Source organism: Streptococcus sp. 3167 (assembly GCF_013277175.1).
In the GTDB taxonomy this organism is placed as follows: Bacteria; Bacillota; Bacilli; order Lactobacillales; family Streptococcaceae; genus Streptococcus; species Streptococcus pseudopneumoniae.
The window spans coordinates 1-23,281 of sequence record NZ_VMML01000039.1; the positions used below are offsets into that span (position 1 = coordinate 1).

General features: G+C 41.3%; 22 protein-coding genes, 5 pseudogenes and 1 other annotated feature. Of the genes and pseudogenes, 23 read left to right on the top strand and 4 right to left on the bottom strand.

Translation table 11 applies throughout. The features are described 5' to 3' along the window. Nucleotides 1-89 precede the first annotated feature (89 nt). The 3 genes from HT678_RS06305 (at nt 90) to rplL (ending at nt 2,540) form a co-directional block, all read left to right on the top strand. Nucleotides 90-1,349 (top strand): TRZ/ATZ family protein, encoded by a 1,260-nt coding sequence (locus tag HT678_RS06305; RefSeq protein ID WP_172924720.1) that lies wholly within the window; start codon nt 90-92, stop codon nt 1,347-1,349. 75 nt (nt 1,350-1,424) lie between these two features. Continuing rightward, nucleotides 1,425-1,560: a sequence feature (ribosomal protein L10 leader region), on the top strand. Nucleotides 1,561-1,598: 38 nt separating this feature from the next. After that, nucleotides 1,599-2,099 (top strand): 50S ribosomal protein L10, encoded by a 501-nt coding sequence (rplJ, locus tag HT678_RS06310; RefSeq protein ID WP_001287278.1) that lies wholly within the window; start codon nt 1,599-1,601, stop codon nt 2,097-2,099. Between the two features lie 72 nt (nt 2,100-2,171). Beyond that, on the top strand, nt 2,172-2,540 hold the full coding sequence (gene rplL, locus HT678_RS06315; RefSeq protein ID WP_172924722.1) for a 50S ribosomal protein L7/L12: 369 nt from the start codon (nt 2,172-2,174) through the stop codon (nt 2,538-2,540). Between the two features lie 429 nt (nt 2,541-2,969). On the opposite strand, the gene gdhA is transcribed toward rplL, so the two are convergent. Then, complete coding sequence (gene gdhA, locus HT678_RS06320; protein WP_000199528.1) at nt 2,970-4,316, bottom strand: NADP-specific glutamate dehydrogenase; 1,347 nt, start codon at nt 4,314-4,316, stop codon at nt 2,970-2,972. Between the two features lie 203 nt (nt 4,317-4,519). Between gdhA and HT678_RS11535 the strand changes: the two are divergent. Both HT678_RS11535 and HT678_RS06325 read left to right on the top strand, forming a co-directional pair. Further along, nucleotides 4,520-4,700 (top strand): annotated as a pseudogene (locus HT678_RS11535) (hypothetical protein); the annotation flags it as partial. Nucleotides 4,701-4,756: 56 nt separating this feature from the next. Further along, a pseudogene (locus tag HT678_RS06325) lies at nt 4,757-5,291 on the top strand (transposase); the annotation flags it as partial. A gap of 111 nt (nt 5,292-5,402) precedes the next feature. Here the strand turns inward: HT678_RS06325 and HT678_RS11960 are convergent. Then, nucleotides 5,403-6,066: pseudogene (locus HT678_RS11960) on the bottom strand (choline-binding protein C); the annotation flags it as partial. Beyond that, nucleotides 6,065-6,874 carry an HAD family hydrolase gene (locus HT678_RS06340; RefSeq protein ID WP_000593560.1) on the bottom strand — a complete coding sequence of 270 codons (810 nt, stop codon included), beginning with the start codon at nt 6,872-6,874 and terminating at the stop codon, nt 6,065-6,067. The gene HT678_RS06340 and the pseudogene HT678_RS11960, both read right to left, overlap by 2 nt. Nucleotides 6,875-7,145: 271 nt before the next feature. Here HT678_RS06340 and HT678_RS06345 point away from each other — a divergent pair, with 271 nt between their 5' ends. Then, nucleotides 7,146-7,367: an SP_0924 family bacteriocin-like peptide gene (locus HT678_RS06345; protein WP_000602445.1), complete on the top strand. Its 222-nt coding sequence runs from the start codon at nt 7,146-7,148 to the stop codon at nt 7,365-7,367. A gap of 41 nt (nt 7,368-7,408) precedes the next feature. Then, complete coding sequence (locus HT678_RS06350) at nt 7,409-8,080, top strand: CPBP family intramembrane glutamic endopeptidase (protein ID WP_000746011.1); 672 nt, start codon at nt 7,409-7,411, stop codon at nt 8,078-8,080. 51 nt (nt 8,081-8,131) lie between these two features. Here HT678_RS06350 and HT678_RS06355 read toward each other — a convergent pair. After that, nucleotides 8,132-8,337 (bottom strand): annotated as a pseudogene (locus HT678_RS06355) (AraC family transcriptional regulator). Between HT678_RS06355 and HT678_RS06360 the strand changes: the two are divergent. From HT678_RS06360 to HT678_RS06435, 16 genes and pseudogenes are all read left to right on the top strand, one after another. Beyond that, nucleotides 8,330-9,238: a LysR family transcriptional regulator gene (locus HT678_RS06360; RefSeq protein WP_001025687.1), complete on the top strand. Its 909-nt coding sequence runs from the start codon at nt 8,330-8,332 to the stop codon at nt 9,236-9,238. The pseudogene HT678_RS06355 and the gene HT678_RS06360 sit on opposite strands and share 8 nt — an antisense overlap. Further along, nucleotides 9,235-9,696 (top strand): signal peptidase II, encoded by a 462-nt coding sequence (gene lspA / locus HT678_RS06365; RefSeq protein ID WP_000745672.1) that lies wholly within the window; start codon nt 9,235-9,237, stop codon nt 9,694-9,696. Before HT678_RS06360 ends, lspA begins: the two co-directional genes overlap by 4 nt. After that, nucleotides 9,686-10,573, top strand: coding sequence for an RluA family pseudouridine synthase (locus HT678_RS06370; protein ID WP_000403212.1), 888 nt, complete (start codon nt 9,686-9,688; stop codon nt 10,571-10,573). Before lspA ends, HT678_RS06370 begins: the two co-directional genes overlap by 11 nt. Before the next feature lie 2 nt (nt 10,574-10,575). Beyond that, nucleotides 10,576-12,459: pseudogene (gene cbpE / locus HT678_RS06375) on the top strand (phosphorylcholine esterase CbpE). A gap of 100 nt (nt 12,460-12,559) precedes the next feature. Continuing rightward, complete coding sequence (proB, locus tag HT678_RS06380; RefSeq protein ID WP_000875755.1) at nt 12,560-13,669, top strand: glutamate 5-kinase; 1,110 nt, start codon at nt 12,560-12,562, stop codon at nt 13,667-13,669. Nucleotides 13,670-13,678: 9 nt separating this feature from the next. After that, nucleotides 13,679-14,941, top strand: a complete 1,263-nt coding sequence (locus HT678_RS06385; RefSeq protein WP_000254672.1) for a glutamate-5-semialdehyde dehydrogenase — start codon at nt 13,679-13,681, stop codon at nt 14,939-14,941. 3 nt (nt 14,942-14,944) lie between these two features. Further along, nucleotides 14,945-15,742 (top strand): pyrroline-5-carboxylate reductase, encoded by a 798-nt coding sequence (proC, locus tag HT678_RS06390; RefSeq protein ID WP_000689703.1) that lies wholly within the window; start codon nt 14,945-14,947, stop codon nt 15,740-15,742. Nucleotides 15,743-15,970: 228 nt separating this feature from the next. Then, nucleotides 15,971-16,609 (top strand): dTMP kinase, encoded by a 639-nt coding sequence (tmk, locus tag HT678_RS06395; protein ID WP_000033362.1) that lies wholly within the window; start codon nt 15,971-15,973, stop codon nt 16,607-16,609. Next, entirely contained in the window at nt 16,606-17,496 is an 891-nt protein-coding gene (locus tag HT678_RS06400) for a DNA polymerase III subunit delta' (RefSeq protein WP_000806730.1), read from the top strand. The genes tmk and HT678_RS06400 overlap by 4 nt, the downstream gene beginning before the upstream one ends. Before the next feature lie 39 nt (nt 17,497-17,535). Continuing rightward, complete coding sequence (gene yabA / locus HT678_RS06405) at nt 17,536-17,853, top strand: DNA replication initiation control protein YabA (protein ID WP_000358228.1); 318 nt, start codon at nt 17,536-17,538, stop codon at nt 17,851-17,853. A gap of 2 nt (nt 17,854-17,855) precedes the next feature. Beyond that, nucleotides 17,856-18,734, top strand: a complete 879-nt coding sequence (gene rsmI, locus HT678_RS06410) for a 16S rRNA (cytidine(1402)-2'-O)-methyltransferase (protein ID WP_001166876.1) — start codon at nt 17,856-17,858, stop codon at nt 18,732-18,734. A 621-nt stretch (nt 18,735-19,355) separates the two neighbouring features. Then, nucleotides 19,356-20,690 (top strand): methylenetetrahydrofolate--tRNA-(uracil(54)-C(5))-methyltransferase (FADH(2)-oxidizing) TrmFO, encoded by a 1,335-nt coding sequence (gene trmFO, locus HT678_RS06415; RefSeq protein WP_138699525.1) that lies wholly within the window; start codon nt 19,356-19,358, stop codon nt 20,688-20,690. An 83-nt stretch (nt 20,691-20,773) separates the two neighbouring features. Further along, nucleotides 20,774-21,511, top strand: a complete 738-nt coding sequence (pyrH, locus tag HT678_RS06420; RefSeq protein WP_119947778.1) for a UMP kinase — start codon at nt 20,774-20,776, stop codon at nt 21,509-21,511. An 8-nt stretch (nt 21,512-21,519) separates the two neighbouring features. Then, a complete protein-coding gene (gene frr / locus HT678_RS06425; protein ID WP_001262225.1) occupies nt 21,520-22,077 on the top strand; it encodes a ribosome recycling factor in 558 nt (185 codons plus the stop codon). Nucleotides 22,078-22,136: 59 nt separating this feature from the next. Further along, nucleotides 22,137-22,991 carry an RNA-binding virulence regulatory protein CvfB gene (gene cvfB / locus HT678_RS06430; RefSeq protein WP_023941393.1) on the top strand — a complete coding sequence of 285 codons (855 nt, stop codon included), beginning with the start codon at nt 22,137-22,139 and terminating at the stop codon, nt 22,989-22,991. Between the two features lie 8 nt (nt 22,992-22,999). Further along, a complete protein-coding gene (locus HT678_RS06435; protein ID WP_001232084.1) occupies nt 23,000-23,215 on the top strand; it encodes a YozE family protein in 216 nt (71 codons plus the stop codon). Nucleotides 23,216-23,281: the final 66 nt, after the last annotated feature.

Consider the following 23,281-nt stretch of genomic DNA (forward strand, 5'->3'; position numbering starts at 1 on the left):
CTGACGAAGTCAGTAACCACACCTACGGCAAAGTGAATCTGAAGTAGTTTGAAGAGAGTATAACTTGTCTTTTAGAAAAGGAGCCTATAATGAAAGTCTTTCAGAATGTAAATATCGTGACTTGTGATCAAGATTTCCATGTTTATCTTGATGGAATCTTAGCAGTCAAGGATTCTCAAATCGTCTATGTCGGTCAAGATAAGCCAGCGTTTTTAGAGCAAGCTGAGCAGATTATAGACTATCAGGGAGCTTGGATTATGCCTGGGTTGGTCAATTGCCACACCCATTCTGCTATGACAGGTTTGAGAGGAATTCGGGATGATAGCAATCTCCATGAATGGCTCAATGACTATATCTGGCCAGCAGAAGCTGAGTTTACTCCCGATATGACTACTAAGGCGGTCAAAGAAGCTCTGACAGAGATACTCCAGTCAGGAACAACAACCTTTAATGATATGTATAATCCCAATGGTGTGAATATTGAGCAGATTTATCAGGCAGTGAAAGATTCCAAGATGCGTTGTTATTTTTCTCCGACTCTTTTTTCTTCAGAGACAGAAACAACTGCTGAGACTATAAGCAGAACTCGATCCATCATAGACGAAATCTTAAAATATAAAAATCCAAATTTCAAGGTTATGGTAGCACCTCATCCTCCCTATAGCTGCAGTAGAGACTTGCTGGAAGCGAGTTTGGAAATGGCAAAAGAGCTTGCTATTCCAATCCATATCCATGTGGCGGAGACCAAGGAAGAATCAGGCATTATCCTGAAACGATACGGCAAACGCCCCCTCGCCTTTCTAGAAGAACTGGGTTACTTAGATCATCCGTCTGTCTTTGCTCATGGGGTCGAATTAAACGAGCGAGAAATTGAACGCTTGGCAACTTCTCAAGTGGCTATTGCTCACAATCCTATCAGTAATCTCAAACTGGCATCAGGAATTGCTCCAATTATCCAGCTCCAAAAAGCAGGAGTAGCAGTCGGAATTGCGACTGACTCGGTCGCTTCCAATAACAATCTTGATATGTTTGAGGAGGGACGGACTGCAGCCCTTCTTCAGAAGATGAAAAGTGGAGATGCCAGCCAATTTCCTATCGAAACAGCTCTCAAGGCACTGACAATCGAAGGGGCTAAGGTTCTAGGAATGGAAAATCAGATAGGAAGTCTAGAAGTCGGCAAGCAGGCAGATTTTCTCGTTATTCAACCACAAGGCAAAATCCATCTCCAACCTCAAGAAAATATGCTCTCTCACCTAGTTTATGCTGTCAAATCCAGTGATGTTGATGATGTCTATATTGCTGGAGAACAGGTTGTTAAGCAAGGTCAAGTTCTGACAGTAGAACTTTAGAAGAAAAATCACGAAAAATTTTAAAAAAAGTTTGTAAAAATCTTGCATTCTTTTTTTGACTATGCTATACTTATATACGGTTTGAAAAAACTGCCTAAGACAGTAGGGGAGCTCGACTCATAAATATCCTACCGAGGACAAAACGTATCATGTAAAAAGAAGCGTATTGTACTTTCGTGTCTAGGTTTGGGCGCGTTTTTCTTTTGGAAAAATTCCCCAAGCAAAATAATTACGGAGGTGAACACACTAATGAGTGAAGCAATTATTGCTAAAAAAGCGGAACTAGTTGACGTAGTAGCTGAAAAAATGAAAGCTGCTGCATCTATCGTCGTTGTAGACGCTCGTGGTTTGACAGTTGAGCAAGATACAGTTCTTCGTCGTGAGCTTCGTGGAAGCGAAGTTGAGTATAAAGTCATTAAAAACTCAATCTTGCGTCGTGCAGCTGAAAAAGCTGGTCTTGAAGATCTTGCATCAGTATTCGTTGGACCATCTGCAGTAGCATTTTCTAACGAAGATGTTATTGCACCAGCGAAAATCTTGAACGACTTTTCTAAAAACGCTGAAGCACTTGAAATCAAAGGTGGTGCAATCGAAGGCGCTGTCGCATCTAAAGAAGAGATTCTTGCACTTGCAACTCTTCCAAACCGCGAAGGACTTCTTTCTATGCTCCTTTCTGTACTTCAAGCGCCAGTGCGCAACGTTGCTCTTGCAGTCAAAGCGGTTGCAGAAAGCAAAGAAGACGCAGCTTAATCTTAAGCTACGTAGCGTAGCCTAGCTACGAAAATCTATTATAAATTTAAAACATATTTGGAGGAAATAACAATGGCATTGAACATTGAAAACATTATTGCTGAAATTAAAGAAGCTTCAATCCTTGAATTGAACGACCTTGTAAAAGCTATCGAAGAAGAATTTGGTGTAACTGCAGCTGCTCCTGTAGCTGTTGCTGCAGCTGGTGCTGCTGACGCTGGTGCTGCTAAAGATTCATTCGACGTTGAATTGACATCTGCAGGCGACAAAAAAGTTGGCGTTATCAAAGTTGTACGTGAAATCACAGGTCTTGGTCTTAAAGAAGCTAAAGAACTTGTTGACGGTGCACCAGCATTTGTTAAAGAAGGCGTTGCAACTGCAGAAGCTGAAGAAATCAAAGCTAAATTGGAAGAAGCTGGAGCTTCAGTTACTCTTAAATAATAGAGCGACTACATTAGTAGCTTAAAAACATGATTAAATCGCTATTCTTAGGAGTAGTGGTTTTTCTTTTTGTTTAAGAAGTTGGCGAGTAAGTAATACTCAATGAAAATCAAAGAGCAAACTAGGAAACTAGCCGCAGGCTGCTCAAAACACTGTTTTGAGGTTGCAGATAGAACTGACGAAGTCAGTAACATATCTACGGTAAGGCGACGCTGACGTGGTTTGAAGAGATTTTCGAAAAGTATAAAATAGATTGAATTTAGAATAGTCCACTGAGTTTTATAAAACATTGTTAGAAATTGGTTTGAATTCCGCAATCAATTTGTTCGGTTTTTATTTCATTTAATTTAATTAAATTAGAATTTCCCAACCGTTTAACTCAAGATAAAAATCCCCAATCGAAGCGATTGAGGATTAAGCAAATGAATCTTAAACAATACCTTGGGCAATCATAGCGTTTGCTACATTTTCAAATGCAGCAATGTTTGCTCCTGCAAGATAGTCTTTATCAAGACCATATGTTTCTGAAGTTGTTTTAGCTGTGTTGAAGATGTTTGTCATGATGTCTTTGAGACGTCCATCAACTTCCTCACGAGTCCATGAGAGGCGAAGACTGTTTTGGCTCATTTCAAGGGCTGAAACGGCTACACCACCAGCGTTGGCAGCTTTGGCAGGTCCGTAGAAGATACCATTTTCTTTGTAGATTTTGATGGCATCAAGGTCGCTCGGCATGTTGGCACCTTCAGATACACAGATAACGCCTTGAGCAACCAAACGTTTAGCTGCTTCACCGTTGATTTCGTTTTGAGTAGCACATGGAAGCGCAATATCATAGTTTCCAGCGTAAGTCCATACAGAACCTTCGTGATATGTTGCAGTTGCTTTCTCAGCTGCATACTCAGTCAAACGAGCACGACGTTTCTCTTTAACATCAACCAAAAGATCGAAGTCGATACCATTTTCATCGATGACATAACCGTTTGAGTCAGATACAGAGATGACAGTAGCGCCAAGTTCAGTCGCTTTTTGAAGAGCGTATTGAGCAACGTTCCCAGAACCTGAAATAACCACTTTCTTACCAGCAAAGCTATTACCGTTAGCTTTCAGCATTTCTTCAGTATAGTAAACCAAACCGTAACCAGTTGCTTCTGGACGAATCAAGCTACCACCAAATTCAAGAGGCTTACCAGTCAAGACACCAGCATCAAATTGGTTAAGACGCTTGTATTGACCATAAAGGTAACCAATTTCACGTCCACCTACGCCGATATCACCAGCAGGTACGTCAAGTGATGGTCCGATGTGTTTTTGCAACTCAGTCATGAAGCTTTGGCAGAAGCGCATCACTTCAGCATCTGTTTTACCTTTAGGATCGAAGTCTGATCCACCTTTACCTCCACCGATTGGAAGTCCAGTCAAGACGTTTTTGAAGATTTGTTCAAATCCGAGGAATTTCAAAATCCCTTGGTTTACAGTTGGGTGGAAACGAAGTCCTCCTTTGTATGGTCCAACAGCTGAGTTGAATTGAACACGGTAACCACGGTTTACTTGAATTTTTCCATCACGGTCAACCCAAGGAACACGGAAAGAAATTACGCGCTCAGGCTCAGTAATACGTGCCAAGATATTTTCTTCGATATACTCAGGGTGTTTTTCAAATACAGGTTCCAAAGTGTTGAAAAATTCTTCAACAGCTTGGAGGAATTCAGCCTCGTGCCCATTACGAGCTTTTACAGTTTCAAACACGCTTTGGATATATTCTTTAGCAGATGTCATATCGTTCTCCTTTTGTTGTCATATTTTATTACATGAGCTATTATAGCAGAATTTTTTTAAACTGTAAAGAGAAAAACAAAAATTTTCTAAAAATTCTTTCAATTTAGTTTTAAGACTTTTTGAAAATAGACAAAAAACGAACCTTTTTCTTGTAAATATCTTTCTCAAAGAGAAAATCTGAAAATATGCTATAAGAAAAGAAAATGTTTAGCAATTCAGAAATCACTTGTTAATTTATCCATGATATGTTAGATTTGCCAGCAAAACTATGACCATTTTGGAGGAAAGAAATATTTACATCTCCTTATTCAGGGCAGGATTTTCTATACAAGTATAGATGTCTTGCTGGAGTTGGATCATGGAACCCAAGCGGTTATTGAGATTTAGAACTATCATCAGAATTTTTTCATTAGACTTGTTCGGTAACCATAAAGTACTATACTATCTATGAACAAGACCCAGAAAAAGTAGCCTTATTTCTTAAGAATTTTAATAGTTTAAAGCACTTAGCACCTGTTTATATTGATGAAACAGGATTCGATACTTACTTTTATCGAGAATATGGTCGCTCATCAAAGGGTCAGTTAATAGGAGGTAAAGTCTCTGGAAGAAGATATCAGGGGATTTCTTTGGTTGCAGGTCTAACAAATGGTGACTTAATCGCTCCAATGACCTACGAAGAGACGATGACGAGCGACTTTTTTGAAGCATGGTTTCAGAAATTTCTCTTACCAACATTAACCACACCCTCAGTTATTATTATGGATAATGCAAGATTCCAATAGAATAGCTAGGATAGAATTCTTGTGTGAAGAGTTTGGGCATAAACTTTTACCCCTTCCTCCCTACTCACCTGAGTACAATCCTATTGAGAAGACATGTGCTCATATCAAAAAGCACCTCAAAAAGGTATTACCAAGTTGCAATACCTTTTACGAGGCTCTTTTGTCCCACTCTTGTTTCAGTTTGTTATAAACACCTAAGATAAGAGCTATACTAGGTAAATAAAAATCTCTATACTATTTGAAAGTGAAGACTACTCACTGTGAGATAGTATAGAGTATTTTTGTTGTAGTTAAACCATCCTACCCATTCCCCATTGTAATTAACACGGTAACCGTCTGGTGTAGTCGTATTGATTGCTAGAGCACCAGAGCTATAAGCATAGTACCATTTGCCAGATACCTTCATCCAGCCTGTTTTCATAGCACCTGAACCGTCGAGATAGTACCAAGTCTCACCGTCTTTCAACCAACCTGCTTGCATCCAGACTGAACTATCGAAGCGATACCAGATATTATCTAATTTTGCCCACTGATTGTAAGGGTAAGATCCCATCAAGTTGCATAAACTACCAACGCGAGCCAGCTTGTCGCCAAAAACCCATACTTTTACCTACTTCTTGCATTTGGTTAAAGAAATTGTAGGAATTATTCGTTGTACTCTTATTTTCATTTTTGATTTTATGAGTTCCGATAGCCTTCAAATTTTTGTCAAAAAGATTCGCCTTAGTCGCAAATGTTTGAATCTGAGAAGAGTAGGCTTCTATGTATTGAATGGCTTTTCCATAACCACCAGCTAATTCTTCAGAGCCACCAGATGATGTTCCGAAACTTTGTGCAACGGTAATCCATCCATTTTGAGTAACAGGGTTTTCAAAGGCTGCCAAACCCATATAGGTCAATTCTGGATTGATTAAGGATTCGTAGTGTCCAGTTTGATCAGAGACATTTGCTCCGCTACGAGATTTATAGAATATATTTCTCAATGGTACGCGCAACACCGTCTTCTTCGTTGCTTGCTGTAACGGCATCCGCAAGAGATTTGACATAATCGCTTGCATTTCCCATTGCAATGCCCATCCCTGCAAACTGGAGCATTTCGATATCGTTATTAGCATCGCCCATGGCCATAATCTCTGAGGAATCAATCTTCAAAATCTCTGCTAATCGTGAAAGAGCGGTAGCCTTGGTCGTTCCAAGTGGCATAGCTTCATAAATGACAGGCTGCGAACGAACTCCACTGAATCGTTGGCAGAGTTCCTCAGCAAAACGCTGCTCAAAATCGTCTGTTTGTTCTTCGTTGCCCAAAAACATGCCTTGGAACATACGATATTTACCACTAGTCGCTTCCTCAAGGGAAATTTCAGTCAAGTCTGAAAAGACTAGGTCGGCATCATTCTGGATGACTTGATTAGGCTTGCCACCGAGGACGAAATAATGTTTCTCATCAAAAAGAGTCAACTGAACATCACTTTTTTCAGCTAGATCATAGAGGTATTCGATGTCTGCTGGACTAAGTTCTTGCCAGTCAACTAGTCCCCAGTCACTTGTCTGGTGAGTTGAGCAACCATTGTTAACAATCACATACTCATTCTGGAGGCCAAGCCCCAGTTTTTTGTAGTAGGGGAGGACACCGAAAAGCGGGCGACCCGTACAAAGAACCAATTTGACACCTTTTTCAATAGCTTGGTGAATAGCAGTAATGTGAGCTTGTGGAATTTCCTTGGCTTCATCGAGGAGGGTTCCGTCCATATCCAAGGCTAGTAGTTTAATCATAGGTCTTCCTTCTTTATCTTTTGGTATTATTATAACATATTTTGGAGAAGATGACGGTCAAAGGGACAGGAGCTAATTGATTTTGCAGTTTAGGACGTTTTGATGACAATTCATGATTTGAAGAGGATATTTGGCCAAGATATGTTATACTAAACTTGTCAACGTTGCAACTAGACAAATTAAAAAACCAACTTAATATAATAGTTTTTTGTAAGTAGGTATGAGTATCAGATTACTCAACTAATCTAAACAATAACGGAGGAAATATATCATGATTTTAATGACAAAAAATATAAATCTAACAAATGAAGAATTAGAGCTGATACAAGGTGGAGCAGATCCCTATGGAAAAGAACCTAATGGTTATTTTCCTTGGCAAATAGAGCCGGTATTAACTATGCCGGTTCATGGATTTTGTCCCAGAGGAACCTATGATTTAGGATATATTGGAGGAGGCAATCATCTTTGCAAAGGAAGTCCTGCGAGATTTTAAGTAAAATTTATTAGGAATATGGAGAAAACAGAGGATTTAATATGAAAAAACGGATTATTCAGATTTTACTAGCATTATCCTTAATTTTTTACAAATCAACTTGGTTTTGGGGAATTTTCAATCACCTCGCAAAGCCCTATCTACCAGCAAGTCGTGAATTTTTTCAGATTCTGCTTTGGATGGAGAGTGGAGGTCTTTTATTAGCGGTCATCTATCTACTAGTTTTTGCAGGAAAGAAGACTTTTCATTTCAAATGGCAGCTGAGGCACTTTATCTACCTTTTACTGGGTTACATCATTTTGTATATGTCTGACGTCCTCTTGTCTTATTTCATACCCTCGTCTTCAAATCAAATTTCTTTGAATGAAACGATAGAAATGATAGGGAGACAGGAATTACCCTATTTCTTGCTCATGGCTTGCTTCATCGGCCCTATTGCTGAGGAATTGATTTATCGCGGTGTGCTTATGACAACCTTTTTCAAAAACTCGCCTTGGTACGGAGATGTCTTGCTTTCTGCTATTATTTTCGGTTATATTCATATCAATTTTGCTTTAACTCCTCTTGCTTTTTTCATTTATGCTAGTGGAGGTCTCATTTTAGCTCTACTGTATCGCATGACAAAAAATCTCTACTATCCAATACTAGTTCATATTCTCATCAATATCACTGCCTTCTGGAATGTATGGTTACTCCTATTTTCAGGAAGTTAGCTTACTAAAAAAATGTCGGAACTTTCCGGCATTTTCTTTTTTCACAAATAGTCAACGTTTTTCTTTTCGATATTGGAGTGGTGTGTATCCAGTTATTTTTTGAATTGATTTTGAAAATAAGGTTGGCTTGAGAAAGGCAGATAGTGAAGATAGTTAAGAAGGTTAAGAAGAATAGGATGTTCTTTTTTCCTTTTTGGAAAACTTCTAAAATATGGTATAATGAAAAGATAAAGAAGTTGGAGGTAGAAGATGAACATTCAACAATTACGCTATGTTGTGGCCATTGCCAATAGCGGTACTTTTCGTGAAGCTGCTGAAAAGATGTATGTTAGTCAGCCGAGTCTGTCTATTTCTGTTCGTGATTTGGAAAAAGAATTGGGTTTTAAGATTTTCCGTCGGACCAGCTCAGGGACTTTCTTGACTCGTCGTGGTATGGAATTCTATGAAAAAGCGCAAGAATTGGTTAAAGGATTTGATATTTTTCAAAATCAGTATGCCCATCCTGAGGAAGAAAAGGATGAATTTTCCATTGCCAGTCAGCACTATGACTTCTTGCCACCAACCATTACGGCCTTTTCAGAGCGCTATCCTGATTATAAGAACTTCCGTATTTTTGAATCAACTACTGTTCAAATTTTAGACGAAGTAGCGCAAGGTCACAGTGAGATTGGGATTATCTACCTCAATAATCAAAATAAAAAAGGGATTATGCAACGGGTTGAAAAGTTAGGCCTAGAGGTTATTGAACTAATTCCCTTCCATACCCATATTTATCTCCGTGAGGGGCATCCTTTAGCTCAGAAAGAGGAATTGGTCATGGAGGATTTAGCGGATTTACCAACGGTTCGTTTCACGCAAGAGAAAGACGAGTATCTTTATTATTCAGAGAACTTTGTTGATACCAGCGCGAGCTCGCAGATGTTTAATGTGACAGACCGTGCTACTTTGAATGGTATTTTGGAGCGGACGGACGCTTATGCGACAGGTTCTGGATTTTTAGATAGTGACAGTGTGAATGGCATCACAGTTATTCGTCTCAAGGATAACCTAGATAACCGCATGGTCTATGTTAAACGTGAAGAAGTGGAGCTGAGTCAAGCTGGAACTCTTTTCGTAGAAGTCATGCAAGAATATTTTAATCAGAAGAGGAAATCATGAAAAAAAGAGGAATAGTGGCAGTCATTGTACTGCTTTTGATTGCGCTGGATCAGTTAGTTAAATCCTATATCGTCCAACAGATTCCACTGGGTGAAGTGCGCTCCTGGATTCCCAATTTCGTTAGCTTGACCTACCTGCAAAATCGAGGGGCAGCCTTTTCTATCTTACAAGATCAGCAGTTGTTATTCGCTGTCATTACCCTGGTCGTCGTGGTAGGTGCCATTTGGTATCTACATAAGCACATGGAGGACTCATTCTGGATGGTCTTGGGTTTGACTCTGATAATCGCGGGTGGTCTTGGAAACTTTATTGACAGGGTCAGTCAGGGCTTTGTTGTGGATATGTTTCACCTTGACTTTATCAATTTTGCAATTTTCAATGTGGCAGATAGCTATCTGACTGTTGGAGTGATTATTTTATTGATTGCAATGCTAAAAGAGGAAATAAATGGAAATTAAAATTGAAACTGGTGGCCTGCGTTTAGATAAGGCTTTGTCAGATTTGACAGAATTATCACGTAGTCTCGCGAATGAACAAATCAAATCAGGCCAGGTCTTGGTCAATGGCCAAGTCAAGAAAGCTAAATACACTGTCCAAGAGGGCGATGTCGTCACTTACCATGTGCCAGAACCAGAGGTTTTAGAGTATGTGGCTGAGGATCTTCCGCTAGAAATCATCTACCAAGATGAGGATGTGGCTGTTGTCAACAAACCTCAGGGAATGGTTGTGCATCCGAGTGCTGGTCATACTAGTGGAACCCTAGTAAATGCCCTTATGTATCATATTAAGGACTTGTCGGGTATCAATGGGGTTCTGCGTCCAGGAATTGTTCATCGTATTGATAAGGATACGTCAGGTCTTCTTATGATTGCTAAAAATGATGAGGCGCATCTAGCACTTGCCCAAGAACTCAAGGATAAAAAGTCTCTCCGCAAATATTGGGCGATTGTTCATGGAAATTTGCCCAATGATCGCGGTGTGATTGAAGCACCGATTGGCCGGAGTGAAAAAGATCGTAAGAAACAGGCTGTGACTGCTAAAGGGAAACCTGCAGTAACTCGTTTCCACGTCTTGGAACGCTTTGGCGATTATAGCTTAGTGGAGTTGCAACTAGAGACAGGGCGTACCCATCAGATTCGTGTCCACATGGCTTATATCGGTCATCCAGTTGCTGGGGATGAAGTCTATGGTCCTCGTAAGACACTTAAGGGGCATGGACAATTTCTTCATGCCAAGACTCTAGGTTTTACTCATCCGAGAACAGGTGAGACCTTAGAATTTACAGCAGATATCCCAGCAATTTTTAAGGAAACATTGGAGAGATTGAGGAAGTAAGAATGAAAAAGAAATTAACTAGTTTAGCACTTGCAGGCGCTTTTTTAGGCTTGTCATGGTATGGAAATGTTCAAGCTCAAGAAAGTTCAGGAAATAAAATCCACTTTATAAATGTTCATGAAGGTGGCAGTGATGCGATTATTCTTGAAAGCAATGGACATTTTGCCATGGTGGATACAGGAGAAGATTATGATTTCCCAGATGGAAGTGATTCTCGTTATCCATGGAGACAGGGTATCAATACAACTTATAAGCATGTTCTAACAGACCGTGTCTTTCGTCGTTTGAAGGAATTGGGTGTCCAAAAACTTGATTTTATTTTGGTAACCCATACCCACAGTGACCATATTGGAAATGTTGATGAATTACTGTCTACCTATCCAGTTGACCGAGTCTATCTTAAGAAATATAGTGATAATCGTATTACTAAGCCTGAACGTCTTTGGGATAATCTGTATGGCTATGATAAGGTTTTAAAGACTGCTGCTGAAAAAGGTGTTTCAGTTATTCAAAATATCACACAAGGAGATGCTCATTTTCAGTTTGGAGACATGGATATTCAACTATATAATTATGAAAATGAAACAGATTCATCAGGTGAATTAAAGAAAATTTGGGATGATAATTCCAATTCCTTGATTAGCGTAGTAAAAGTCAATGGTAAGAAAATTTACCTTGGGGGCGACTTAGATAATGTGCATGGAGCGGAAGATAAGTATGGACCTCTCATTGGAAAAGTTGATTTGATGAAGTTTAATCATCACCATGATACCAACAAATCAAATACCAAGGATTTTATTAAAAATTTGAGTCCGAGTTTGATTGTTCAAACTTCGGATAGTCTACCTTGGAAAAATGGTGTTGATAGTGAGTATGTTAATTGGCTCAAAGAACGAGGAATTGAGAGAATCAACGCAGCCAGCAAAGACTATGATGCAACAGTTTTTGATATTCGACAAGACGGTTTAGTAAACATTTCAACTTCCTACAAGCCTATTCCAAGTTTTCAAGCTGGTTGGCATAAGAGTTCATATGGAAACTGGTGGTATCAAGCGCCTGATTCTACAGGAGAATATGCTGTCGGTTGGAATGAAATTAAGGGTGAATGGTATTACTTTAACTAAACGGGTATCTTATTACAGAATCAATGGAAAAAATGGAACAATCGTTGGTTCTATTTGACAAACTCTGGTGTTGCTGCTAAAAATTGGAAGAAAATCGCTGGAATCTGGTATTATTTTAACAAAGAAAACCAGATGGAAATTGGTTGGATTCAAGATAAAGAGCAGTGGTATTATTTGGATGTTGATGGCTCTATGAAGACAGGTTGGCTTCAATATAAGGGGCAATGGTATTACTTTGCTCCATCAGGGGAAATGAAAACGGGCTGGGTAAAAGATAAAGAAGCCTGGTACTATATGGATTCTACTGGTATCATGAAGACAGGTGAGATAGAAGTTGCTGGACATCATTACTATCTAGAAGAATCAGGAGCTATGAAGCAAGGCTGGCTTAAAAAGGCAAATGATTGGTATTTCTACAAGACAGATGGTTCACGAGCTATAGGTTGGATTAAAGACAAGGATAAATGGTACTTCTTGAAAGAAAATGGTCAATTACTTGTGAATGGTAAGACACCAGAAGGCTATACTGTGGATTCAAGTGGTGCCTGGTTAGTGGATGTTCCGATCGAGAAATCTGCTACAATTAAAACTACAAGTCATTCAGAAATAAAAGAATCCAAAGAAGTAGTGAAAAAGGATCTTGAAAATAAAGAAACGAGTCAACATGAAAGTGTTACAAATTCTTCAACTAGTCAAGATTTGACATCCTCAACTTCACAAAGCTCTGAAACGAGTGTAAACAAATCGGAATCAGAACAGTAGTAGAAAAGAAGGTTTTAGGGCCTTCTTTTTCCTATCAACTCTTTTCTATTTCCTGTTATTCATGTTATAATGGATAAATATGAATAATCGGAGTGAGACTATGAAATACAAACGGATTGTCTTTAAGGTGGGTACTTCTTCTCTGACAAATGAGGATGGAAGTTTATCACGTAGTAAGGTAAAGGATATTACCCAGCAGTTGGCTATGCTGCACGAGGCTGGTCATGAGTTGATTTTGGTGTCTTCAGGTGCCATTGCGGCTGGTTTTGGAGCCTTAGGATTTAAAAAGCGTCCGACTAAAATTGCTGATAAACAGGCTTCAGCAGCGGTAGGACAAGGGCTTTTGTTGGAAGAATACACGACCAATCTTCTCTTGCGCCAAATCGTTTCTGCACAAATCTTGCTAACCCAGGATGACTTTGTAGATAAGCGTCGTTATAAAAATGCCCATCAGGCTTTGTCGGTTTTACTTAGCCGTGGGGCGATTCCTATCATCAATGAGAATGATAGTGTTGTTATTGATGAGCTCAAGGTTGGGGACAATGATACTCTGAGTGCACAGGTGGCGGCCATGGTCCAAGCAGACCTTTTGATCCTCTTGACAGACGTAGATGGTCTCTATACAGGAAATCCTAATTCAGATCCAAGAGCCAAACGTTTGGAGCAAATCGAGACTATCAATCGTGAGATTATCGATATGGCCGGTGGAGCTGGTTCGTCAAACGGAACTGGGGGCATGTTAACCAAAATCAAAGCTGCAACTATTGCGACAGAATCGGGTGTTCCTGTTTATATCTGCTCATCCTTGAAGTCAGATGCCATGATTGAAGCGGCTGAGGAGACCAAGGATGGTTCCTACTTTGTTGCGCAAGAGAAGGGGCTTCGTACCCAGAAACAATGGCTGGCCTTTTATGCTCAGAGTCAAGGTTCTATTTGGGTTGATAAAGGGGCTGCGGAAGCTCTCTCTCAACATGGAAAGAGTCTTCTCTTATCTGGTATCGTTGAAGCAGAAGGAGCCTTTTCTTACGGTGATATCGTGACAGTATTTGATAAGGAAAGTGGAAAATCACTTGGAAAAGGACGCGTGCAATTTGGAGCATCTGCTTTGGAGGATATGTTGCGTTCTCAAAAAGCCAAGGGTGTCTTGATTTACCGTGACGACTGGATTTCCATTACTCCTGAAATCCAACTACTTTTTACAGAATTTTAGAGGTAAACTATGGTGAGTAGACAAGAACAATTTGAACAGGTACAGGCTGTTAAAAAATCGATTAACACAGCTAGTGAAGAAGTGAAAAACCAAGCCTTGCTAGCCATGGCTGATCACTTAGTGGCTGCTACTGAGGAAATTTTAGCGGCTAATGCCCTCGATATGGCAGCGGCTAAGGGGAAAATCTCAGATGTGATGTTGGATCGTCTTTATTTGGATGCAGATCGTATAGAAGCGATGGCAAGAGGAATTCGTGAAGTGGTTGCCTTCCCAGATCCAATCGGTGAAGTTTTAGAAACAAGTCAGCTTGAAAATGGTTTGGTTATCACAAAAAAACGTGTAGCTATGGGTGTCATCGGTATTATCTATGAAAGCCGTCCAAATGTGACGTCTGATGCGGCTGCTTTGACTCTTAAGAGTGGAAATGCGGTTGTTCTTCGTAGTGGTAAGGATGCCTATCAAACAACCCATGCCATTGTCACAGCCTTGAAGAAGGGCTTGGAGACGACTACTATTCACCCAAATGTGATTCAACTGGTGGAAGATACTAGCCATGAAAGTAGTTATGCTATGATGAAGGCCAAGGGCTATCTAGACCTCCTCATTCCTCGTGGAGGAGCTGGCTTGATCAATGCAGTGGTTGAGAATGCGATTGTACCTGTTATCGAGACAGGGACTGGGATTGTCCATGTCTATGTGGATAAGGATGCAGACGAAGACAAGGCGCTGTCTATCATCAACAATGCTAAAACCAGTCGTCCCTCTGTTTGCAATGCCATGGAGGTTCTGCTGGTTCATGAAGACAAGGCAGCAAGCTTCCTTCCTCGCTTGGAGCAAGTTCTAGTTGCAGAGCGTAAAGAAGTTGGGTTGGAACCAATTCAATTCCGCTTGGATGAGAAAGCCAGTCAGTTTCTTTCAGGTCAAGCAGCTGAGGCACAAGACTTTGACACCGAGTTTTTAGACTATGTCTTAGCTGTTAAGGTTGTGAGCAGTTTAGAAGAAGCGGTTGCCCATATTGAAGCCCATAGTACCCATCATTCGGATGCCATTGTAACGGAAAATGCTGAAGCTGCAGCTTACTTTACAGATCAAGTGGACTCTGCAGCTGTCTATGTCAATGCCTCAACTCGTTTTACCGATGGTGGACAATTTGGTCTTGGATGTGAGATGGGAATTTCTACTCAGAAATTGCACGCGCGTGGTCCCATGGGCTTGAAAGAGTTGACTAGCTACAAGTATGTGGTTACTGGTGATGGACAGATAAGGGAGTAAGAGATGAAGATTGGATTTATCGGTTTGGGGAATATGGGTGCTAGCTTGGCAAAATCTGTCTTGCAGACTAGGACGTCAGATGAGATTCTCCTTGCCAATCGTAGTCAAGCTAAGGTAGATGCTTTCATTGCAGACTTTGGTGGTCAGGCTTCCAGCAATGAAGAAATGTTTGCAGAAGCAGATGTGATTTTTCTAGGAGTGAAGCCTGCTCAGTTCTCAGACTTGCTTTCTCAATACCAGACTATCCTTGAAAAACGAGAGAGTCTTCTTTTGATTTCGATGGCAGCTGGATTGACCTTGGGAAAACTCGCTAGTCTTCTTCCAAGTCAGCACAGAATTATTCGTATGATGCCCAATACCCCTGCTTCTATCGGACAAGGAGTGATTAGTTATGCCTTGTCTTCTAATTGCAGGGCTGAGGACAGTGAGCTCTTTTGTCAGCTTTTAGCCAAGGCTGGTCTTTTGGTTGAACTTGGAGAAAGCTTAATAGATGCAGCGACAGGTCTTGCAGGTTGTGGACCAGCCTTTGTCTATCTTTTTATCGAGGCCTTGGCAGATGCAGGTGTTCAGACTGGATTGCCACGAGAAACAGCATTGAAAATGGCAGCTCAAACTGTGGTAGGAGCTGGACAATTGGTCCTTGAAAGTCAGCAACATCCTGGAGTTTTGAAAGACCAAGTTTGCAGCCCAGGCGGTTCGACTATCGCTGGTGTAGCGAGCCTAGAAGCGCATGCTTTTCGAGGAACGGTCATGGATGCAGTTGGTCAAGCCTACAAACGAACACAAGAACTAGGTAAATAAGAGGTGGATTTGTCTGCCTCTTTTATGGTGGTTGATACTCTTCGAAAATCTCTTCAAACTGCGTCAGCTTCCATCTGCAACCTCAAAACAGTGTTTTGAGCAACCTGCGACTAGCTTCCTAGTTTGCTCTTTGATTTTCATTGAGTATGAAATGAGAAGACAAAAAGATTGTCACAAACCCCTATTTTTTTGATAGAATAGAAGTAGTAAAAAAGAAATGAGTTAGACATGTCAAAAGGATTTTTAGTCTCTCTTGAGGGACCAGAGGGAGCAGGAAAGACCAGTGTTTTAGAGGCTCTGCTACCAATTTTAGAGGAAAAAGGGGTAGAGGTGCTGACGACCCGTGAACCTGGCGGAGTCTTGATTGGGGAGAAGATTCGGGAAGTAATTTTGGATCCAAGTCATACTCAGATGGATGCGAAGACAGAGTTGCTTCTCTATATTGCCAGTCGCAGACAGCACTTGGTGGAAAAAGTTCTTCCAGCCCTTGAAGCTGGCAAGCTGGTCATTATGGATCGTTTTATCGATAGTTCTGTTGCCTATCAGGGATTTGGTCGTGGCTTAGATATTGAAGCCATTGACTGGCTCAATCAGTTTGCGACAGATGGCCTCAAACCCGATTTGACACTCTATTTTGACATCGAGGTGGAAGAAGGACTGGCTCGTATTGCTGCTAATAGTGACCGCGAGGTTAATCGTTTGGATTTGGAAGGGTTGGACTTGCATAAAAAAGTTCGTCAAGGCTACCTTTCTCTTCTGGATAAAGAGGGAAATCGCATTGTCAAGATTGATGCTAGTCTCCCTTTGGAGCAAGTTGTGGAAACTACCAAGGCTGTCTTGTTTGACGGAATGGGCTTGGCCAAATGAAACAAGATCAACTAAAGGCTTGGCAACCAGATCAGTTTGACCGTTTTGTCCGTATCTTAGAACAAGACCAGCTCAATCACGCCTATCTCTTTTCAGGTTTCTTTGGAAGCTTGGAAATGGCGCAATTTTTAGCTAAGAGCCTCTTTTGTACGGATAAAGTTGGCGTCTTACCATGTGAGAAATGCCGAAGTTGCAAGCTGATTGAACAGGAAGAGTTTCCAGATGTCACCTTGATTAAGCCAGTCAATCAGGTCATCAAGACAGAACGCATTCGGGAATTGGTGGGACAGTTTTCTCAAGCAGGGATTGAAAGCCAGCAACAGGTCTTTATCATCGAGCAAGCGGATAAAATGCATCCCAACGCAGCCAATTCTCTGCTCAAGGTCATCGAAGAACCCCAGAGTGAAGTTTATATTTTCTTCTTGACTAGCGATGAGGAAAAGATGTTACCGACAATCCGAAGTCGGACTCAGATCTTCCACTTTAAAAAGCAAGAAGAAAAACTTATCTTACTCTTAGAACAAATGGGACTTGTTAAGAAAAAAGCGACTCTTTTAACTAAGTTTAGTCAATCGCGAGCTGAAGCAGAAAAGTTGGCTAATCAGGCAAGTTTTTGGACCTTGGTCGATGAAAGTGAACGCCTGCTGACTTGGTTAGTAGCTAAGAAAAAAGAAAGTTATCTACAGGTTGCCAAATTAGCCAACTTGGCAGATGATAAGGAAAAACAGGATCAGGTTTTACGGATTCTTGAAGTTCTCTGTGGGCAGGACCTCTTGCAGGTAAGAGTAAGAGTGATTCTACAAGATTTACTAGAAGCTAGAAAAATGTGGCAAGCTAATGTCAGCTTTCAAAATGCCATGGAATATCTGGTCTTGAAAGAAATATAAACTCAAAAATGAATGATAAAGAAAGGAAAGGGCTGTTTTATGGACAAAAAAGAATTATTTGACGCGCTGGATGATTTTTCCCAACAATTATTGGTAACCTTAGCCGATGTGGAAGCCATCAAGAAAAATCTCAAGAGCTTGGTAGAAGAAAATACAGCTCTTCGCTTGGAAAATAGTAAGTTGCGAGAACGCTTGGGTGAGGTGGAAGCAGACGCTCCCGTCAAGGCCAAGCATGTTCGCGAAAGTGTCCGTCGTATTTACCGTGATGGATTTCACGTATGTAATGATTTTTATGGACAACGTCGAGAGCAGGACGAAGAATGTATGTTCTGTGATGAGTTGTTATACAGGGAGTAGGCATGCAAATTCAAAAAAGTTTTAAGGGGCAGTCTCCCTATGGCAAGCTGTATCTAGTGGCAACGCCGATTGGCAATCTAGATGATATGACTTTTCGTGCTATCCAGACCTTGAAAGAAGTAGATTGGATTGCTGCTGAGGATACGCGCAATACAGGGCTTTTGCTCAAGCATTTTGACATTTCCACCAAGCAGATCAGTTTTCATGAGCACAATGCCAAGGAAAAAATTCCTGATTTGATTGGTTTCTTGAAAGCAGGGCAAAGTATTGCTCAGGTCTCTGATGCCGGTTTGCCTAGCATTTCAGACCCTGGTCATGATTTGGTTAAGGCAGCTATTGAGGAAGAAATTGCAGTTGTGACTGTTCCAGGTGCCTCTGCAGGAATTTCTGCCTTGATTGCCAGTGGTCTAGCGCCACAACCACATATCTTTTACGGCTTTTTACCGAGAAAATCAGGCCAGCAAAAGCAATTTTTCGACTCGAAAAAAGATTATCCTGAAACTCAGATTTTCTATGAATCGCCTCATCGTGTAGCAGATACGTTGGAAAATATGTTAGAAGTCTACGGTAACCGCTCGGTTGTCTTGGTCAGGGAATTGACTAAAATCTATGAAGAATACCAACGCGGTACCATTTCTGAGTTATTGGAAAGCATTGCTGAAACGCCACTTAAAGGAGAATGCCTTCTCATTGTTGAAGGTGCCAGTCAGGATGTGGAGGAAAAAGACGAGGAGGACTTGTTCTTAGAAATCCAAGCCCGTATCCAGCAAGGCATGAAGAAAAATCAAGCTATCAAGGAAGTCGCTAAGATTTACCAGTGGAATAAAAGCCAGCTCTACGCTGCCTACCATGATTGGGAAGAAAATCAAGAAAATGACTAATACTCTTCGAAAATCTCTTCAAACCGTGTCAACGTCGCCTTGTCGTAGGTGTGGTTACTGACTTCGTCAGTTCTATCCACAACCTCAAAACAGTGTTTTGAGCTGGACTTCGTCAGTTCTATCTACAACTTCAAAGCAGTGCTTTGAGCAACCTGCGGCTAGTTTGCTCTTTGATTTTCATTTAGTATAAACAGGGAAGTTTGCCTTCTTCCCTTTTTTTGTTATACTAGTAGAAGAAAAAAATAGAAAGATTTGTGGGAGTGAAAAAGTCCGGGGGACTTTTTCAGCTTGAGCCAAGAAATTCGAGAGCGAGGAAAGTCCGGGGGACTTTTTCAGCTTGAGCCAAGAAATTCGAGAGCGAGGAAAGTCTGGGGGACTTTTTCAGCTTGAGCCAAGAAATTCGAGAGCGAGGAAAGTCCGGGGGACTTTTTCAGCTTGAGCCAAGAAATTCGAGAGCGAGGAAAGTCTGGGGGACTTTTTCAGCCTGAGCCAAGAAATTCGAGAGCGAAGTAAGTCCAATGGACTTTTTCAGCCTGAGCCAAGAAATTCGAAAACTCTTAAGTTTGATTGGCTTTTTCAATGTGAACCTTGTCTTCACACTCCCAAAGAGGTATTAGTGTCGTGTCTCAATCTTATATCAATGTTATCGGTGCTGGTTTGGCAGGTTCTGAAGCAGCTTACCAAATCGCAGAGCGTGGTATTCCAGTTAAACTTTATGAAATGCGTGGTGTCAAGTCGACTCCTCAGCACAAAACAGACAATTTTGCTGAGTTGGTTTGTTCCAATTCTTTGCGTGGGGATGCTTTGACAAATGCAGTTGGTCTTCTCAAGGAAGAAATGCGTCGCTTGGGTTCTGTTATCTTGGAATCTGCTGAGGCTACACGTGTTCCTGCCGGTGGAGCCCTTGCGGTGGATCGTGATGGTTTCTCTCAAATGGTGACCGAAAAAGTGGTCAACCACCCCTTGATTGAAGTGGTGCGTGATGAAATTACAGAATTGCCAACAGATGTTATTACAGTTGTGGCGACTGGTCCCTTGACTAGCGATGCCCTGGCTGAAAAGATTCATGCCCTTAATAATGGCGATGGCTTCTATTTCTACGATGCAGCAGCGCCTATTATCGATGTCAACACTATCGATATGAGTAAGGTCTATCTCAAATCTCGTTATGATAAGGGAGAAGCAGCCTATCTCAATGCTCCAATGACCAAGCAAGAGTTTATGGATTTCCATGAAGCCTTGGTCAATGCGGAAGAAGCACCGCTCAATTCTTTTGAAAAAGAAAAGTACTTTGAAGGATGTATGCCAATCGAAGTCATGGCCAAACGAGGCATTAAAACTATGCTTTATGGTCCTATGAAACCAGTCGGTCTTGAGTATCCAGACGACTACACAGGTCCTCGTGATGGAGAATTTAAAACCCCTTATGCGGTGGTTCAACTTCGTCAGGACAATGCAGCTGGTAGCCTCTATAATATCGTCGGTTTCCAAACCCACCTTAAATGGGGAGAGCAAAAGCGCGTTTTCCAAATGATTCCAGGTCTTGAAAATGCGGAGTTTGTTCGTTATGGGGTCATGCACCGCAATTCTTACATGGATTCACCAAATCTTCTGGAGCAGACCTACCGTTCTAAGAAACAACCAAATCTCTTCTTTGCTGGTCAGATGACGGGTGTGGAAGGCTATGTAGAGTCCGCAGCATCAGGCTTAGTTGCAGGTATTAACGCGGCTCGACTCTTCAAGGGTGAAAGTGAGGCTATTTTCCCAGAGACAACAGCGATTGGAAGTCTAGCTCATTACATCACTCATGCGGACAGCAAACATTTCCAACCAATGAATGTCAACTTTGGGATTATCAAGGAGTTGGAAGGCGAACGTATCCGTGATAAGAAGGCTCGTTATGAAAAAATTGCAGAGCGTGCCCTTGCCGACTTAGAGGAATTTTTGACTGTCTAATTTTTTTGAAAGAATTGCTCATGATACTATAAAAATCTTAGAAATTGTGATAAAATAGGTAGGATAAAAAAAGGAGAGTGAAAATGGCGAATCCCAAGTATAAACGTATTTTAATCAAGTTATCAGGTGAAGCCCTTGCCGGTGAACGTGGCATAGGGATTGATATCCAAACAGTTCAAACAATCGCAAAAGAGATTCAAGAAGTTCATAGCTTAGGTATCGAAATTGCCCTTGTTATTGGTGGAGGAAATCTCTGGCGTGGTGAACCTGCTGCAGAAGCAGGAATGGACCGCGTTCAGGCAGATTACACAGGAATGCTTGGGACTGTTATGAATGCTCTTGTGATGGCAGATTCATTGCAACAAGTTGGGGTTGATACGCGTGTGCAAACAGCCATTGCAATGCAACAAGTGGCAGAGCCTTACGTACGTGGACGTGCCCTTCGTCACCTTGAAAAAGGCCGTATCGTTATCTTTGGTGCCGGAATTGGTTCACCATACTTCTCAACAGATACAACAGCGGCCCTTCGTGCAGCTGAAATCGAAGCAGATGCCATTCTTATGGCTAAAAATGGTGTAGATGGTGTGTACAATGCCGATCCTAAGAAAGACAAGACAGCTGTTAAGTTTGAAGAATTGACCCACCGTGACGTTATCAATAAAGGTCTCCGTATCATGGACTCAACAGCTTCAACCCTCTCAATGGATAACGACATTGACTTGGTTGTCTTCAACATGAACCAACCAGGCAACATCAAACGTGTCGTATTTGGTGAAAATATCGGAACAACAGTTTCAAATAATATCGAAGAAAAGGAATAAGAAAGATTATGGCTAACGCAATTATTGAAAAAGCTAAAGAGAGAATGACCCAGTCTCACCAATCACTTGCTCGTGAATTTGGTGGTATTCGTGCTGGACGTGCCAATGCAAGCTTGCTTGACCGTGTACATGTAGAATACTATGGAGTCGAAACTCCTCTTAACCAAATTGCTTCAATTACGATTCCAGAAGCGCGTGTTTTGTTGGTAACCCCATTTGACAAGTCTTCATTGAAAGACATCGAACGTGCCTTGAACGCTTCTGATCTTGGTATCACACCAGCTAACGACGGTTCTGTTATTCGTTTGGTTATCCCTGCACTTACAGAAGAAACTCGTCGTGACCTTGCTAAAGAAGTGAAGAAGGTCGGTGAGAATGCTAAAGTGGCTGTCCGTAATATCCGTCGTGACGCTATGGATGAAGCTAAGAAACAAGAAAAAGCAAAAGAAATCACTGAAGACGAATTGAAGACTCTTGAAAAAGACATTCAAAAAGTAACAGATGATGCTGTTAAACACATCGACGACATGACTGCCAACAAAGAGAAAGAACTCTTGGAAGTCTAAAAATAAACAGAAAAACTCAGTTGGCATTGCTGGCTGAGTTTTGTTCGAAAGAAGGAAATATGAATACAAATCTTGCAAGTTTTATCGTTGGACTCATCATCGATGAAAACGACCGTTTTTACTTTGTGCAAAAGGATGGCCAGACCTATGCTCTTACCAAGGAAGAAGGTCAACATACAGTAGGGGATACGGTTAAAGGTTTTGCCTACACGGATATGAAGCAAAAACTCCGCTTGACAACTCTAGAAGTGACTGCCACTCAGGACCAATTTGGTTGGGGACGTGTCACAGAAGTTCGTAAAGACTTGGGTGTCTTTGTGGATACAGGCCTTCCTGACAAGGAAATCGTTGTGTCACTCGATATTCTCCCTGAGCTCAAGGAACTCTGGCCTAAGAAGGGTGATCAACTCTACATCCGTCTTGAAGTGGACAAGAAAGATCGTATCTGGGGACTCTTGGCTTATCAAGAAGACTTCCAACGTCTGGCTCGACCTGCCTACAACAACATGCAGAACCAAAACTGGCCAGCCATTGTATACCGCCTCAAGCTGTCAGGAACTTTTGTTTACCTGCCAGAAAATAACATGCTTGGTTTTATCCATCCTAGCGAGCGCTATGCAGAGCCACGTTTAGGGCAAGTTTTAGATGCGCGTGTCATTGGTTTCCGCGAAGTGGACCGCACTCTGAACCTCTCCCTCAAACCACGTTCCTTTGAAATGTTGGAAAATGATGCCCAGATGATTTTGACTTATTTGGAAAGCAATGGCGGTTTCATGACCTTGAATGATAAGTCATCTCCAGATGACATCAAGGCAACCTTTGGCATTTCTAAAGGTCAGTTCAAGAAAGCTTTAGGTGGTCTTATGAAGGCTGGTAAAATCAAGCAAGACCAGTTTGGGACAGAATTGATCTAGGGTGACATATGAGAAAATCATTTTACACTTGGCTCATGACCGAGCGCAATCCTAAAAGTAACAGTCCCAAAGCTATCCTAGCAGACCTAGCCTTTGAAGAATCAGCTTTTCCAAAACACACAGATGATTTTGATGAGGTGAGTCGCTTTTTGGAAGAACATGCCAGTTTCTCTTTTAACCTAGGAGACTTTGACGCTATCTGGCAAGAATACTTAGAACACTAGCATGATTCATTGGGTTTGGGCTAGTAATTTCTCCATCCCTTTGCTATAATCCCGACTTTATCACTT